This is a genomic window from Sulfurimonas sp. hsl 1-7 (assembly GCF_030577135.1).
Classification (GTDB): Bacteria; Campylobacterota; Campylobacteria; order Campylobacterales; family Sulfurimonadaceae; genus Sulfurimonas; species Sulfurimonas microaerophilus.
In genome coordinates this window covers 544576-559855 of the sequence record NZ_JAUIRR010000002.1, presented here as the reverse complement: position 1 = coordinate 559855, position 15280 = coordinate 544576, and the positions used below count along the sequence as shown (strand labels likewise).

Here is a 15280-nt window from a genome sequence, read left to right as displayed (position 1 = left end):
TTCGATGGCCTCTCATCGTTTGTGGACGGGAATTATAGGAGAAGTATGCTTAGAAGAAGCTTAACTATTTGAGGAATTCAAAAAGAATTCGCAAATTTGTTTCTTTTAGAATTTCTTTTTCTACAAAACAGTAGTAAATATGGACCTAAAAACCGTCTTATATTATAATGTATAGATTTTAGTCTATATGTTGCTACCTGTTTACCTTTTCACTATAAAATTCTTTTTAAATTCATATTTCGTATATAAAGGAATAAAATATGGGACTTTACGATCGTGACTATGCTAGAGAGCATAGTACTTATGCTTATGAAAGTGCTCATCGTAGTGAAGCGCAAATTGTATCTTTTGTAAAAGAGACTTATAAACTCTTTGCTGCTTCTATGATGGCCGGTGCTGTTGGTGCATATGTTGGTATCCCATTAGCTGGTGCAATACATGCAATGTTTTGGCCTCTTTTCATTTTGGAGATAGGTCTATTAATCGGTTTACATTTTGTTAAACATAAACCAGGTATCAATTTAGTTGTAATGTTTGGCTTTGTTTTTATGACAGGTCTTATGTTAGCACCTTTACTTTCACACACGTTAGGACTTAACGGCGGTGCGACAATTATTGGTAATGCATTTGCTATGACTTCTGTTGTATTTGGAGCAATGAGCTTTTATGCTGTTAAAACTACAAAAGATTTTACAGGTTACGGGAAACCTTTAATGATTGCACTTTTCGTGATCATCGGTTTTTCTATCTTAAATATCTTTTTAGGCAACCCAATGCTTCACGTAATGTTAAGCGGTGCTGTTGTTATACTATTTAGTATCTTAGTTATCTACGATACACAAAACATTATGCAAGGTGCATATGAAACGCCAATTGACGGTGCTATTGCACTTTATCTTGACTTCTTAAATATCTTTACTGCATTACTGCAACTATTTGGTATCTTCGGAAGTGATGAATAATACCAATTTATCGCCCGAACTTTTTCGGGTGATAGATGCAAACCTCAACCGTCTTAAAGAGGGTATCCGTGTTGTAGAGGATATACTTCGCTACAAAGAGAATGACAAAACACTCGCAAAAAAACTCAAATCACTTCGACATCAAGCTGTGACAGACAATACAAAAGAGTTACTTCAGTATCGTGATAGTATCAATGATGTACTACGTCCATCTACTACAAGTGAACAAACACGTGATAATTTAGAGGGGATCATTATTGCAAATCTAAAACGCGCGCAGGAATCATCAAGAGTATTAGAAGAGTTATATAAACTTAATAATATCGGTGAAAGTGAAAAGTTTAAACATATTCGTTATGAGTTATACGATCTCGAAAAAAAGATACTCTTAGATCAAGAGTAGATATAAGCCACCTCAAACTCTAAATAGTTAAGTGGGTACTCTTCCATCAGTTTTTTCGTTTCTTTAAACGAGAGGGCATTTCTAGAGCCGCTGACACCACTCTTTTTTATATATCTAAACATTTCTCTTGTATTTTCGAACTCAAGACGATAATTCACAACTTCAAAATTAACATCAAAATATTTTTTCTGTATCTTATATATTTGATCTTTTGAAAGAAGTAACGGTTCTAGTGATGCTGTTTTATGCAATGTCTCAAAAGTTCCGGATGTAAATATAGCTAAAGAGAGCTGTGCATCTAAACTTTTGATGTTACTAAAAACCTTCTCCAAATCTTGTGCCCATTGTAATGCCGAAGAGGATAAGATATAGTCAAAGCTATACTCATTAAGTGTTTTATAGAGTCTATCATCATTAAAATCACCGTATATACACTCTATCGTGTTAGATTTCGGATGCAATTCCAGCATCCCTTTTGCAAAATCTACACCTATAAAACGATCATATCCCCAATCTATCTTCTCTGCGAGGGCACCGTGACCGCATCCCAAGTCTAAAATGTTTTTGGGTTTATTGTTCACATGAGAAAGCAGTTTTGCAGCCACTTTTTCTTGAATAACATTATAACTCCCGTAATGGGCAGCATATTTTGAAAATTCTGAATCTATTCTCATTTTCTATTGAGCACCAACGAGATAACAAAGAGTAAGATAATACTCAGAACTATAGTAGCACCTGAAGGTAATGAAAAATGGTAAGAGATTACCATACCGAAAACAACACTAAAGATCGCAAAAAGCAATGCAAGCAGAAGTGTTTGTTTAAATCCTACTCTGTATTGTAAAGCCGATACTGCAGGGATAACCATTAAAGCACCAATCAGTAAACTTCCCACAACTCGAATAGATAGGGCAATAATAATCGCAACTACACTTACAAGTAAAAAGTTTAACAGTTTTACTTTTAGTCCGCTTGTTTTTGCCACCTCTTCATCGTAAGCTATAAAATAAAGTTCTTTAGCAAAAAGGAGTAAAAAACTAAGCGCTATAGCTCCAAAGATGAGAATAGTATACAGGTCTTCAGTGGTTACTGCTAAAATCGAACCAAAAAGGTATGAGAAGAGGGAGTTGTTAAATGACCCGCCGACTGAAACAATGATCACAGATAAGGCTAAAGCCCCTGAAAGAATAATTGAGAGTATTGCATCGGAATACAAAGAAAACGAGCTTCTAAGGTACTCTATAAGCCATGCAAACATCACGGCAACTACTACCGCTACCCACATCGGATTATATCCGGCAACTAAACCTACAGCAACACCGACTAAAGCAGAATGAGCCAAGGTCTCACTAATAAGGGAATAGCGTTTAAGTACAACAAACGTTCCACCTATAGAGGCTAAAATAGCTATAAATATCCCTGCGATAAAAGCACGCTGCATAAAATCATAATCAAACATCTCTAACATATCAATATCCTAATGCTCATGCTTATGCATATGAATCAGATGGGCATCGATCCCGTAAAGTTCACTCATCTCTTCACATGAGAGTGCCTCTTTAGGGTTATTGCATATTGTCGCTTTTTGGTTGATTGTGAAAAGTCTTGCAATATCATCTGCGATCACACCGATATCGTGTGTAATAAACAAAATAGTGATCCCATCCTCTTTATTTAACTTACGTAATAGTTCGTAAAATCTTTGTTGCGACTTTACATCAACACCTGTATTTGGTTCATCAAGGATTAAAATACGAGGAGAAGAAGCCAGAGCACGTGCAATCATCACACGTTGACGCTGACCGCCTGAGAGAGTACCAACCATCTTATCTTTAAGATGTGTAATATCCATCTTCTCCATTGCATCTTCCACCGCTTGTATATCTTCTGAGGATGTTCTTGAAAAAAGTTTTCTCTTGGCAACTCTTCCCATCTTTACAATATCTTCAACCGTTGCAGGAAAATTTTGGTCAACCAGTGATGCACGCTGAGGCACATACCCTATCTTATACCACTCTTTAAATTTTTTTTGCTCTTTTCCAAATATCTTGATAGATCCGGATGTTGCTTTTTCTAGTCCAAGCAAAGTGCGGATAAGGGTAGTTTTTCCACCACCATTTGGCCCGATTATAGCGATATACTCACCGCTGAAAATATGAAAACTGATATTGCTGAGTATCTTTTGATCCATAACCTCAAAACAGAGATTTTTTACATCAAAAATAGGAAGTTTAAACTTTAACGGCACTGCATAGCCTCAGCAATTTTGTCTAAATTTATCTTCATAATATCAATATAGTCCAGTTTAAGAGTCATCTCTTCCCCCGTTATATTTCCAAGCGGTTGTAAACTATCAACCCTTACACCCATATCATCAGCAATTGTTTGAATATTTTTATTGTTGGCAAAATTTTCGAAAAAAACAACTTGTATATTTTTCTCTTTTATTTCCTGAAGAAGATGTTTTACATCCTCGGCACTCGGCTGTGCTTCTGTTGAAAGCCCTGTTAAAGACTCAACTTTAAAACCGTATCTATCTGCTAAATAAGAAAATGCATTGTGTGTAACAATGATAGTATCTAGTTTACACTCAAGAAGTTGTTGTTTGTATGCACCGTCAAGTTGATCCAACTGCTTGATATATTGCTCTTTATTTTTTTCAAAATAATGTTTGTTCTTTGGATCGACTTTACTCAACTGCTCTGTAACCACAAATGAGAGTTGTTTCATATTGTCAATATCGAGCCAATAATGGGGATCGTATGCTCCGTGATGTTGATGATGTGCCTCATGCTCTTCATCCTCATCATCATGGTCTTCATCTTCCTCTTCAAGAGTTTTGAGAGTAACGTACTTGCTCATATTAAGTTTATGTACCTCAGATGCAAGATGCTGAGCCCATGGCTCCAAAACATCGCCGCTATAGAAAAAAAGCTTGCTCTTTTCAAGTTTGGCAACAATTTTCGGTGTCGGTTCAAAACTATGAGGGTCTACCCCAAAAGGTAAAATATTTACCAGCTCTATTTTATCACCGCCGATATGTTTTGTTAGATCGTAAATAGCAAAATTACTTGTTGTTACAAGAGGCTTTGAAGAGAGTTTTTGCTCATTTGAACCTGTTGTGAGGATCAAAACGACAACTACCAGCGAGAGTAGTGCTAAAACTATCTTCAAATTTTTCAATTTACATCCTTCTATATCTTTTAAAAATATAATGCAATTATACCCTCTTTTATGTTTGGTATCAGGTTTCTATAGTGTTTTTTGCAGATAGAGTACGCTCAGAGGCGGCAAATTAAGGCTGATCATATTTTTTCTGCCATGGTAACTTTTCGGAGTCGTTTTTAAAACACCCCCATTCAAACTTCCACTCCCTCCAAAAGCTTCATCTTCAGAGTTAAAGATCTCTTTATACTCCCCGCGTTTCGGTACTCCTAGCATATACCCGATATGTGCTTTATCGGAAAAATTACATACTATTATCAACTGTTTCTCTTTTGTATTGCCTTTACGGATAAATGCGATAACATTTGCCCTGTAATCGTTTTCATCGATCCATTCAAAACCGTTACTCTCTACATCATTTTTATAAAGAGCGGGCTCATTTTTATAAAGTGTATTGAGTGTTTGTATAAGTTTTTGCACCCCTGAATGGTTTTGGTTTTGTAAAAGATGCCAATCAAGACTTTGTGAGAAATTCCACTCTGCAAACTGGGCAAATTCCCCACCCATAAAAAGAAGTTTTTTACCGGGATGCGCATACATTAAACTGTAAAGTGCCCGGAGATTTGCAAACTTTTTCTGATATTCTCCCGGCATTTTGTTAATCAAAGAACCTTTCATATGCACCACTTCATCGTGACTCAGAGGCAAAACATAGTTTTCGTTATACATATAGACAAAACTGAAAGTGAGGTTTTTATGGTGATGCTGTCTGTGGATCGGATCATTTTTCATATATTTGAGAGTGTCGTGCATCCACCCCATATTCCATTTATATCCAAACCCAAGTCCCCCGTCACTCACAGCACCGCTTACCATTGGATAGTTTGTAGACTCCTCGGCAAACATCATAATATCTTTGTACTGTGCATATGCACTGGTATTAAGATGGCGTAAAAACTCTACGGCACCTTTGTTTATGTTGCCGCCGTCCTCATTTGGCAGCCACTCCCCATCCTCTCTTGCATAATCAAGATAGAGCATAGAAGCAACAGCATCTACTCGTATGCCGTCAAGATGATATTTATCAAGCCAGAACATGGCAGAACTTACCAGAAATGCGCGTACTTCATTTCGATCGTAGTTGAAAATCGCACTTCCCCATTCCGGATGGTACCCTTTTCTTGGATCCTGATGCTCATACAAACATGTACCGTCAAACGTGATAAGCCCATGCCCGTCTGTTACAAAATGAGACGGTACCCAGTCTAAAATTACACCTATATCGTGATTGTGCATAATATTTACAAACTCTTTAAACTGTTCAGGTGTACCGTATCTGGCAGTGGGTGCAAAATAACCGGTTACCTGATACCCCCATGAGCCCTCAAATGGATACTCGGTAATCGGAAGCAGTTCTACATGGGTAAAGCCAAGATCTTTTATGTAGTGTGCAAGTTCATTCGCAGCTTCCACATAGTTTAAAAAACGGTTATCATCCTCAACTTTTCTCCTCCATGAACCCAGATGGATCTCATAGATACTTACAGGTGCTTTATGAGAGTTTTGTTTTTTACGTTTTTTCATCCACGTAGCATCATCCCAAGAAAAAACATTAAGGTCCCATACTTTTGAAGCAGATTTCGGAGCCACTTCGGCAAAAAATGCAAAAGGATCCGCTTTTTCTTTGTTTACCTGTACATTATCTGAATCTATGTAGTATTTATAGAGTGCTTCAACACTAACATCACTAACAAACACTTCCCAGATCCCGGAACCGTCTTGGCGCATCTTTAGCGGATGGGTTTGATTATTGAAGTTATTAAAATCAGCTATTAAAGAAACTCCCTTTGCACTCGGTGCCCACACGGCAAAGTAGACACCCTCTTGGCCGTTTCTTACATAAGGGTGTGCACCTAAATGCTCATAGAGTTTTGTATGTGTACCCTCTTTAAAAAGATAGATATCAAACTCGCTAAAAAAACTTACATCGTAAAAAGTTGCATATTTCATTGTTTTGGTCTTTCATAAGTTTCCGGGTCTAAAATGTAGCGATAGACCTCTTCGTAATTCTTCGCCGCATCATCCCAGCTAAAATGCTCGCCCATTGCATGCTGTTGCATATCAAAAAAAGCATCTTTATCGTTGTAGTATATATTTAGAGCCCATAAAACTGTGTAGTAGAGTGCTTCGGAAGTGGCATCGTAAAACTTAAAACCGTTACCGTGACGATGATGCTCATCAAAATTCACTATAGTATCGTCAAGCCCTCCCGTTGCACGCACTATCGGCAAAGTACCGTAGCGCAGACTGTAGATCTGGTTCAGTCCGCAAGGCTCAAAGAGTGAAGGCATTAAAAACATATCACACCCCGCTTCTATTTGGTGTGCAAGCGCTTCGCTGTATCCAACATATAAACCAAAATTTTCTCTATGGTGGGCGACGCCCGAGAAGAAACCTTCTGCCCACTTTTCACCCGTTCCGAGCATTACGATCTGTACATTATGGTCCAAAATTCCGTTGATAGCACTTGCAATGAGCCCTATCCCTTTTTGCTCTGCAAAACGACCCACAAAACCGATCAGAGCTACATCATCTCGCTGCTCTAAATTAAAGTGCTTCTGCAGGGCGCGTTTACACGCTCTTTTTCCTTCCATTTGATCATGATCAAAAGTTTGCGCAATATAATTGTCCTTTGAAGGGTTCCACTCATCATAATCTACACCGTTTAGAATCCCAAATATTTTCTCTCTATGAGCCCAAAGATGTCCATCTAAACCGAAACCAAACTCTGCTGTTTGGATCTCACGAGCGTAACGTTTGGAGACTGTAGTTACTGCATCGGCATGCATCACTCCCCCTTTTAACATATTGAGATGGTTAAAACTTTCAAACTCATGTGCATTAAAATGTTCCCAGCCGATCTCTAAAAGATCCATCAACCCTTTGTGAAAAACTCCCTGATGCTGCATATTGTGGATTGTAAACACTGTTTTTGCATAAGCAAAATCGTGTATAAAACGGGTTTTGGCTAAAATAGGCAACAGTGCAGTATGCCAATCGTTAGCGTGGATAATGTCTGGGGTAAAGTGGAGCATCTTGCACAACTGCAATGCCGCTTTTGAAAAGAAAACAAAACGCTCACCGTTATCTTCGTATGAGCAGTTATCCTCTTCATAAAACCCGGCCCTGCCGAAATAGTTTTCATGATCGATAAAATAAACCTGTACATTGCTTTGGGGCAAAGTAGTTGTGTAAACCGCAGCCCACAGCTCACCCATACTTCCCATCGGTACACCAAGCGGTGTTTCTAATTTTGTAAGATTTGCTTTATCGATCTTGTAATATCTCGGCAATACAAGAATGATCTCATGCCCAAGCTTCTCGATAGCTTTTGGAAGAGCCCCTGCTACATCTGCCAAACCGCCTGTTTTTGCATAGGGAACCGCTTCTGAAGCGGCAAAAAGGATTTTAAGTTTTCGTTTCATATATTCTCCTTTAAAAGCGATGCACCTTGCAGCACTGCGTTTTGTAGTTTTGTTTTAACAATCCGCAGCCCTTGTGTACTTTGCGGCATGCTAAACTCTCTATAGCGTGCTAAAACCGTTTCAAAGATAGTTTCATCATCTGTAATGATCCCGCCACCTAAGACCAAAACCTCCGGATTAAAGAGGGTAATTACAACACCAACTGCATCTAATAGTGCCTCTTCAAACTCCCTGTAAAGCTCATTGTGCTCCGCAAGCGTAGAGTCTCTAAGCTCTTGTAATGTAAGGGTTGCATCAATTTTCAGATAGTGTTTAAACTTCATTAGCCCGGAACCTGAAGCAAAAAGTTCTATGCAGTTGTCTTTGCCGCAGCCGCAAACAAATGGAGCTTTTTTGTAAGGGATATGCCCCAGCTCACCAGCTAACGCATTATAACCCTCTAACAAACTTCCGTTAGTGACAACCCCGAGTCCGAGTCCGCTCCCTACATAGAGTGCGCTGATCTCCTCTGTTTGAAAATATTTTGCTTCTGCCAAAACGGCACAGGAGAGATCGTTTTGTATTAAAAACTTTACATCGTATTTGCTTTGAAAATAGTTTTTAATATCTGGCTCTGTCACTTCTATATTTGGAGCGCCGAGAATACTCCCCTCTTTTATCTGTCCTGCATACCCTACAGCTATTGTTTTTACATCTTTGTATCTTTGCAGCAGCTTTTCGATCCAAGAGATAAAACCTGTGCCGTTACACTTCTCACTCCCTGAATCAAGCTCTTGCTCCCCTTCATAAAGAGCATAACGGAAATATGTCCCTCCGGCATCTATACACAGCTTCAAAACAGACTCTCATACAGCTTCATATAGCTCTTTGCTCCCGTTTCAAAAGAGAAATCGCACTCCATATTAAAAACCACCGACTCCCTAAAAGCCTCAGTATCTTTTTTAAGTTTAAAAGCCCGTCCTATCGCCTTGGAAAACTCTTTTTTTGTGAACTTTTCAAACACAATACCTCTGCCGCATCCATTTTTCTTTTCATGGACACTGTCTTTTAAGCCCCCTGTTGCATGGACAATGGGGATAGCTCCGTATCGCATAGCTATCATCTGTGCCAAACCGCAAGGCTCAAACAAAGAGGGCATTACAAAAAAATCTGCCGCGGCGTATGCTTTATGGGAAAGCACCTCATCATAAGCGTTTTGAAATTCAAGGTTTGAGTACTTAGAGGACAGAGCGTTTAGTTTGTTAGTATAAAGTTCTTCACCCTCACCCAAAACAAAAATATTGATCTTTTTCTCCAACATCTCGGGAAGCACTTTTATTAAAAGGTTGATCCCTTTTTGCTCCACCAGTCTTGAGAGTACAACAAACAAAGTTTTTCTTGGATCTTTGAGTTTGGTGTTTTTTAAAAATGCCGCTTTGTTTTTATGCTTATTCTCTAAGGTGGCAGTGTCGTAACACTCGTGAAGATAAGGATCACTTGCAGGATCAAAAACTTTCGTATTGATTCCGTTTAATATACCGCTTAACTTTTCGACATGGTAGTGTAAAAACCCTTCCAAGCCGCAGCCAAACTCATCTGTGAGGATCTCTTGTGCATAACTTGGACTTACCGTTGTTACGGCATCAGAGTATGCAATCCCCCCTTTCATAGAGTTTAGCTGTCCGTAAAACTCTAAAGCATCCATATTAAAGTAACTAGGCTCAATCCCAAGCCGTTCACAAGATTCCTGTGAAAATATCCCCTGATAGGCAAGATTATGGATAGTAAATACGGTTTTTATCGCTAACGACTTTTGATCTATAAACAGAGCTGCTAACGCGGTATGCCAGTCATTGAGATGAAGAAGATCAATCTTTAGTCTTACAGCCAACTCTACAATGCTTGCACTAAAGATCCCAAAACGCAGATCGTTGTTTGCATAATCAACATCGTTATACCCGTAAAGGTGCTGCGTAGTACTTAAAAGGGGTGCTTTTATAAAATAAACACCCAACCCCTCTTGCAGAGTAAAATAGACTTCAACACTGTATGAAATTCCACCCAGTTCAAGTTCAAAATCCTCAACTTTTTCTAGGTTCTGCAGCTCTAAAAAACCGTATAATGGGATCACAACAGAGATATCGGTATATTTTTTCAGTGCTCTGGGAAGTGCATCTGCAACATCTGCAAGTCCCCCCGTTTTCACATAAGGGAGCATCTCACTCGCAGCAAATAAAACTCTCATATCTCCTCACCTCGCAGCAGTCTTGCACACTCTTCTGGCTCCATACAATTGATCGCCATGCCGCTTGAAAGCTCAAACCCTCCGATATTATAGATTCTCGGAATTATTCGCAGAGTAAAACGGAAGTTTTGTTCTAAAAGTGCCATGTGGCTTTCATTTTCAAAGTTTTGATTGAGCGGAGCCTGCATAAAAGCCAGATTATAATCAAAAGAACCCAGCTGTTTTGCCAGTTTTGCAAATATCGACTTTACTAAAAATCCCAGCTCCTCCAACTCTTTTTTACTAGCTCTATTCAATGAGACTATATTGTGTACAGGAGCAATCATCACCTCAAAAGGATAGCTGCTTGCAAACGGACAAAAAGCGACAAAGCTCTGTGTTTGCGTAACAAGCCGTTTTTTAAACAAGATCTCGTTGTGTAAAATATCTTCAACTATCCCTCTTCCGTGTCTTTGATAATAGAGCATGTTCCTGCTCAAAAAGTAGATCGCATCTTTTGGCATCACAGGCAAAGCAATAATCTGGGTATGCGGATGTTCCTGCGTAGCACCCGCTTCTTGACCCACATTTTTAAATACACTTATATAAACCAAGCGCTTATCTTTTTGTAAGTCTTCTATCCTACTTACTATTGTTTTAAGCCAGTTTTGTACATCTATCTCATCAAGATCTTCCATATTGCAAGAGTGACAGGAGGTGTCAATAACTATCTCATGTGCTCCAAGCCCGGGGACCGATTCAAACATCCCGTCACGCTTTGAGCTCTCACTAGCTTCTATCTGCACAGCTTTGTAAAGATTCGGTACAACCCGTGTTTTCCAACCGGACATATCCGGCTCGTTTTTGCGCAGAGCAAAGATCTCTTTTGGAGTAAGGTGCTCGTTCCCTTCACAAAAAGGGCAGTTACTTTTTTTGTTTTTAGGAGCTTTTGAAGCTGTTATGCTGTTTGGTCTTCGAAGCCTTTCAGGAGCTATAATCACATACTGATTAGCAATTCTATCTAGTCTTATCTCAGACATCGCATATCTCCAAGCTCAGATGCAGATCCAATCTTTTTTCCAAAGAGAAGCTAAAAAACAGTGTCAATTGCTGGGGTGTTTTATCGTATCCGCTTTCGCTTTTTGCAATACTGCTTGCTATATATGCGTGCACATCACACTCCATATCACTTCGCAAACGCACTGTTTTATTTGTAAAATCATCATACAATGCAACCTCCCTGCAACTTTTTTGACTGAACCCTTCAGCTATTTTTTCTCCGTTAAGTGTGAGTGTGAGCAGATGGGCAAAATGGAGATTAAACTCCAAACCGTAATAAAGCCGCTCCTCTGACTCGCTAAGCAGTTGCAGATCAAGATGAAGCGCTTTTTGTTTCACCTTATATCTTTTTTCTATCTGCACCTCTTTATGCTCGAAAACACTCCCTTGTGTAAAAAACAATATATTACCCTTTTGTAACTTACATTCAGCAGGGGTTTGAAGTGTTTGTATCTCCTGAGTCCCCCCTTTCAACGAGTCCAACGCAAAAGGTTTTGTTGAAAAACAGTCGATAAAAGAGTACCTTGGGATAACATCAAATACCAGCTCTTTTTTAAGCACCTCATCTAAAACCACCTCATCGTGGATCGACTCAAGCTCTTTAGTATGTTCTGCAAGTTCAGGTTGAAAATGGTAGCTCTCCTCTTTTCTCATCAGAGTGTTTTGCCAGTTAAAAAGTGTTTCAAAGGAGCCTAACTCCATAAGAGCACCCCCCTCTTTTAGCGAAAATACTAAAGAGAGTTCATCGGTTCTTACTTTGAGCTCTTGATATCCGTCTTGATCAATATCTAAAAGCTCCTTCTCTTTCTGCTCAAATCCTCTTTCTATCTCTAAAAGATATCTATAGGCATTGTCTCGTAAATTTGGCAAATAGATCCCGCCGAAAACCCCGTGCCAAAAAACATCATTTGTTTGGAGTTTATACAAGGCCTCTTTTTGTGCTCTGGAGAAACTGCTGCTTTGTTTACTGAGCCATAACATCCGTTTATGCAGATAATTGCTCTCGGGATATTTAACAAAAAAGTTTTTCCATATCCCCCCTTTTACAAATGCAATCCCTTGTTTTTCCATATACTCTTGGCCAAGGTAGTTTTGCAAGGCATGAAACGCTTTGGCATTCCCGTTTTTTAAACTCCACTCCCCCATCTCAAAATAGGAGGTGTTATTTAGATAAGCGATCCCCAAAGAGTGCTGCTTTTGCTTATACTCTGTATAGTGTTGTGTAGTGATTCGCTCCTGAGCCAATACCTGACGTACAAAACTCTCCAGCCATCCTTTCTCATACACCCACTCAAAAGTGTGCGGCCACAATCCGAACTTCTCTGCATCATCGAAAAAAACAGCGGCCGAGCCCTCTTTATTTGCATACTTGAATATACTCTCAATCCCTTTTTCAACGTTTGAGAAAGGAAAATCATAACGAAGCGGCTTGGAGATAGGAAAAAGTGCACACTCTGCGCCCCCCTCTTCAGTGGTATAGTATCCGTCAAGCTTGTCAGCCGCAAATCCACTGCTTAAAAAATGGTAATCATCCACTACTACATACTCTATACCGCATTTTACAAGGTCCGGAATCAAAGCACTCTCCCATACCCGCTCAGTGAGCCAAAGCCCCTTTGGATGAACCCCTAAATGTTTTTTTAAAAATCTGTTTAATTTTTTGATCTGTGCTATGCGATCTTTTGAGGGGATAGAACTTAACACAGGTTCATAGTATCCTGCCGTGAGCCACTCTATTGAGCCTTTTTCTGTGAGCGTTTTCATCACTTTAAAAAGTTCAGGATATTTTTTCCGGATCTCATTAAGGAGCCATCCGCTGCAGTGCAAAGAGAATTTAAACTCCGAATTGCGCATCATCACTTCAAAAAAAGGTTTATAACTTTTCTCAACAGCTTCTTCTATACACTCGCTGAAATTGTCTACCGGCTGGTGCATATGTACGCCAAAAAGCAAAGTAACTTTTTCCATTACCCTTACCTACACAAACCACTCATGGGAATAATCATCATAAAGATCGATTTTAAGCTCCCCGAAACTCGGCAATATCTGCACCACTTTTCCCTCTTTTTCGATCTCAAAACGGATCAGTATCTCTTTTGCATCCAAGTTCTCTTTTGTAATACTCATCTCTAAAAGATCGCCACATACATTAAAAATCTCTACCCCGTCAATAACAATAGTTTCATTGGGCAGTGTCAGTTTTCCGTGAATGTTGCCCGGTTCAATAATAACCTCCAAACTATCACTCTCACACAAACTTTCCATATCTGCTTCAAAAGAGAAGTAAAACTTCTGCTTATCCTGTCCGTAAAAGATCTTTTTTACAGGGCCTCTTGCTGTGTCCATTGTAGAGAATACTTTTGTTTCATCCACTACCCCGCACCCTATCCATTCAAAAAATGAATCTCGTTTACCGTTAATTGTGGGAGAGATATCCGATTTTGGCTTCAGCCAGAAATCTTGTGTACTTTTATGCTGTATGATCGGTATATAAAGATCTGCAGGGGGTGCTATCTCTAAAAGATTATAGATTGTGATCAAATGGTTTCTAAACAACTCATCAAATTCCGCTTCAAACTCACTGAAGTGATCATCGCCGTACCACCAAAACCAGTCTGAACACTCCGCTGCTAAAAAGTGCTGTGTTATCAACTCTTGTTTTTTAGGCTCGATACGCTCTTTATGGTGTATATAATCTTGCTTCGTCATAAAAAGAAGCTCCCAGCCTCTTGTTTTTTCACTGCCGCCGACCCAGGTATTAAACTCTCCGTGTATCCAGCTTCCCGGAGCTAAATGCTCAAGTGTTTTTGTAGGAAGCTTACACACCTCATCCATCGTTAAAGTTTGGCACCATGGAAGAGAGAGCAGTTTGGTATAGAGCATTTGAAAAAACTCATATCCGTTTGCTTTGTAAAACTCCCAGGCGTTTTCTCCGTCTAAAATAACGCAAACAAGCGGATCGCTGTTTTGAGACTCTATCTTTTGCAACTCTCTAACAAAATCTAAAACCGCCTCCTCTGCATTTTTATGGCGATAGGTAAAACCGATAAGATCACTTAAGTAGTGATCTCTAAAACAGATCCTCATCCCCTTATATATGTAAGGATGATAAAGTAAGCCCTTCTCTATTTTGTTTAAAGATTTAAAAAGAATCGCTTCGTCTGTTGCGATCCACCCTACATCTTGGGCAGAATAAAGCGCTACGCTTTTTGGATCTACCGCCCCCTCAGCCGGCCAAAAACCGCTCGGCTTACAACCGAAAATATCTTCAAAAATCTCTTGAGCCCTTTGAATTTGTAAAAGAGCATCCTCCTGTAGCGGAATATGATTTTTTGGGATATTTGTCAGAGGATGAGCAACTAAAGCATTGTTCATATCAAGAAGCAGAGGCAAGATAGGATGATTCAGCGGTGTTGTAGAAAAGCTTACCGAACCTTTTGAATGTAACTTTTTATAGTAATCAAAGATCCCCCGCATAAAATTTTGCAACTCATTAAAGAGAACTTTTTTATCATGTTGGTTGTAATCTCTTTGTTTTTGTAACAACTCTTGAACAACGCTGCTGTTTTGACGTAAATAGTTCCCGCACCACGATAAAATAAACAAAACCTGCAGTTCAATCAACTCAGAATGGGTGTAATCATACTGTGCAAATAGCTCTTTATAACGCGTGAGCGGTTTGATCATGGTTTCATAGTTGGAACTTTTACATATCTTTACGATCCAGGCCTTCTCCTCATCCTGCAGTTTTGCGGTCTCGTCTCGTAAAAGGGTTAAAAACTTATCGTTTTTACTCAGATCGTTTTCATAAAGCTGCAACTGTTTTATGAGCGAAGGTGTGATGTTGAAAGTTGCTTTTATCCCCTCTTTCCCCTCTACCATCCAAGGCATATCGTAGTAATCTTTTATAGCATGCAAAAACACCCAAGGCAGTTGCATAATACCGGTTGCATCTCTATAGTCGGGCTGATGCATATGCCATAAAAAATTCAATTTCATTTTA

13 protein-coding genes are annotated in these 15280 nt (G+C 39.3%); 2 read left to right on the top strand and 11 right to left on the bottom strand.

From position 1 onward, the window contains the following. Window positions 1-260: 260 nt before the first annotated feature. Both QWY88_RS06555 and QWY88_RS06550 read left to right on the top strand, forming a co-directional pair. Window positions 261-962, top strand: coding sequence for a Bax inhibitor-1/YccA family protein (locus QWY88_RS06555; protein ID WP_304545294.1), 702 nt, complete (start codon window positions 261-263; stop codon window positions 960-962). Further along, window positions 955-1365, top strand: a complete 411-nt coding sequence (locus QWY88_RS06550) for a thiamine-phosphate pyrophosphorylase (protein ID WP_304545292.1) — start codon at window positions 955-957, stop codon at window positions 1363-1365. Before QWY88_RS06555 ends, QWY88_RS06550 begins: the two co-directional genes overlap by 8 nt. On the opposite strand, the gene QWY88_RS06545 is transcribed toward QWY88_RS06550, so the two are convergent. The 11 genes from QWY88_RS06545 to QWY88_RS06495 form a co-directional block, all read right to left on the bottom strand. Beyond that, the gene (locus QWY88_RS06545) at window positions 1356-2039 is read right to left on the bottom strand and encodes a methyltransferase domain-containing protein (RefSeq protein ID WP_304545290.1); all 684 of its coding nucleotides are present in this window, start codon (window positions 2037-2039) and stop codon (window positions 1356-1358) included. The two genes, QWY88_RS06550 and QWY88_RS06545, sit on opposite strands and share 10 nt — an antisense overlap. Further along, complete coding sequence (locus tag QWY88_RS06540) at window positions 2036-2833, bottom strand: metal ABC transporter permease (protein ID WP_304545288.1); 798 nt, start codon at window positions 2831-2833, stop codon at window positions 2036-2038. The genes QWY88_RS06545 and QWY88_RS06540 overlap by 4 nt, the downstream gene beginning before the upstream one ends. A gap of 9 nt (window positions 2834-2842) precedes the next feature. After that, entirely contained in the window at window positions 2843-3613 is a 771-nt protein-coding gene (locus QWY88_RS06535; protein ID WP_369811216.1) for a metal ABC transporter ATP-binding protein, read from the bottom strand. Continuing rightward, the gene (locus tag QWY88_RS06530; protein WP_304545286.1) at window positions 3604-4548 is read right to left on the bottom strand and encodes a metal ABC transporter substrate-binding protein; all 945 of its coding nucleotides are present in this window, start codon (window positions 4546-4548) and stop codon (window positions 3604-3606) included. Before QWY88_RS06530 ends, QWY88_RS06535 begins: the two co-directional genes overlap by 10 nt. A gap of 69 nt (window positions 4549-4617) precedes the next feature. After that, window positions 4618-6540: a 1,4-alpha-glucan branching protein GlgB gene (gene glgB / locus QWY88_RS06525; protein ID WP_304545284.1), complete on the bottom strand. Its 1923-nt coding sequence runs from the start codon at window positions 6538-6540 to the stop codon at window positions 4618-4620. Continuing rightward, window positions 6537-8015 carry a glycogen synthase GlgA gene (glgA, locus tag QWY88_RS06520; RefSeq protein WP_304545282.1) on the bottom strand — a complete coding sequence of 493 codons (1479 nt, stop codon included), beginning with the start codon at window positions 8013-8015 and terminating at the stop codon, window positions 6537-6539. The genes glgB and glgA overlap by 4 nt, the downstream gene beginning before the upstream one ends. Then, window positions 8012-8851, bottom strand: a complete 840-nt coding sequence (locus QWY88_RS06515) for an ROK family protein (protein WP_304545280.1) — start codon at window positions 8849-8851, stop codon at window positions 8012-8014. The genes glgA and QWY88_RS06515 overlap by 4 nt, the downstream gene beginning before the upstream one ends. After that, window positions 8848-10239: a glycogen synthase gene (locus tag QWY88_RS06510; RefSeq protein WP_304545278.1), complete on the bottom strand. Its 1392-nt coding sequence runs from the start codon at window positions 10237-10239 to the stop codon at window positions 8848-8850. Before QWY88_RS06510 ends, QWY88_RS06515 begins: the two co-directional genes overlap by 4 nt. After that, complete coding sequence (gene galT / locus QWY88_RS06505; RefSeq protein ID WP_304545275.1) at window positions 10236-11258, bottom strand: galactose-1-phosphate uridylyltransferase; 1023 nt, start codon at window positions 11256-11258, stop codon at window positions 10236-10238. The genes QWY88_RS06510 and galT overlap by 4 nt, the downstream gene beginning before the upstream one ends. Then, window positions 11251-13245, bottom strand: coding sequence for an alpha-amylase/4-alpha-glucanotransferase domain-containing protein (locus QWY88_RS06500; RefSeq protein WP_304545273.1), 1995 nt, complete (start codon window positions 13243-13245; stop codon window positions 11251-11253). Before QWY88_RS06500 ends, galT begins: the two co-directional genes overlap by 8 nt. Before the next feature lie 9 nt (window positions 13246-13254). Beyond that, window positions 13255-15276, bottom strand: a complete 2022-nt coding sequence (locus QWY88_RS06495; RefSeq protein WP_304545272.1) for a glycoside hydrolase family 57 protein — start codon at window positions 15274-15276, stop codon at window positions 13255-13257. Window positions 15277-15280: the final 4 nt, after the last annotated feature.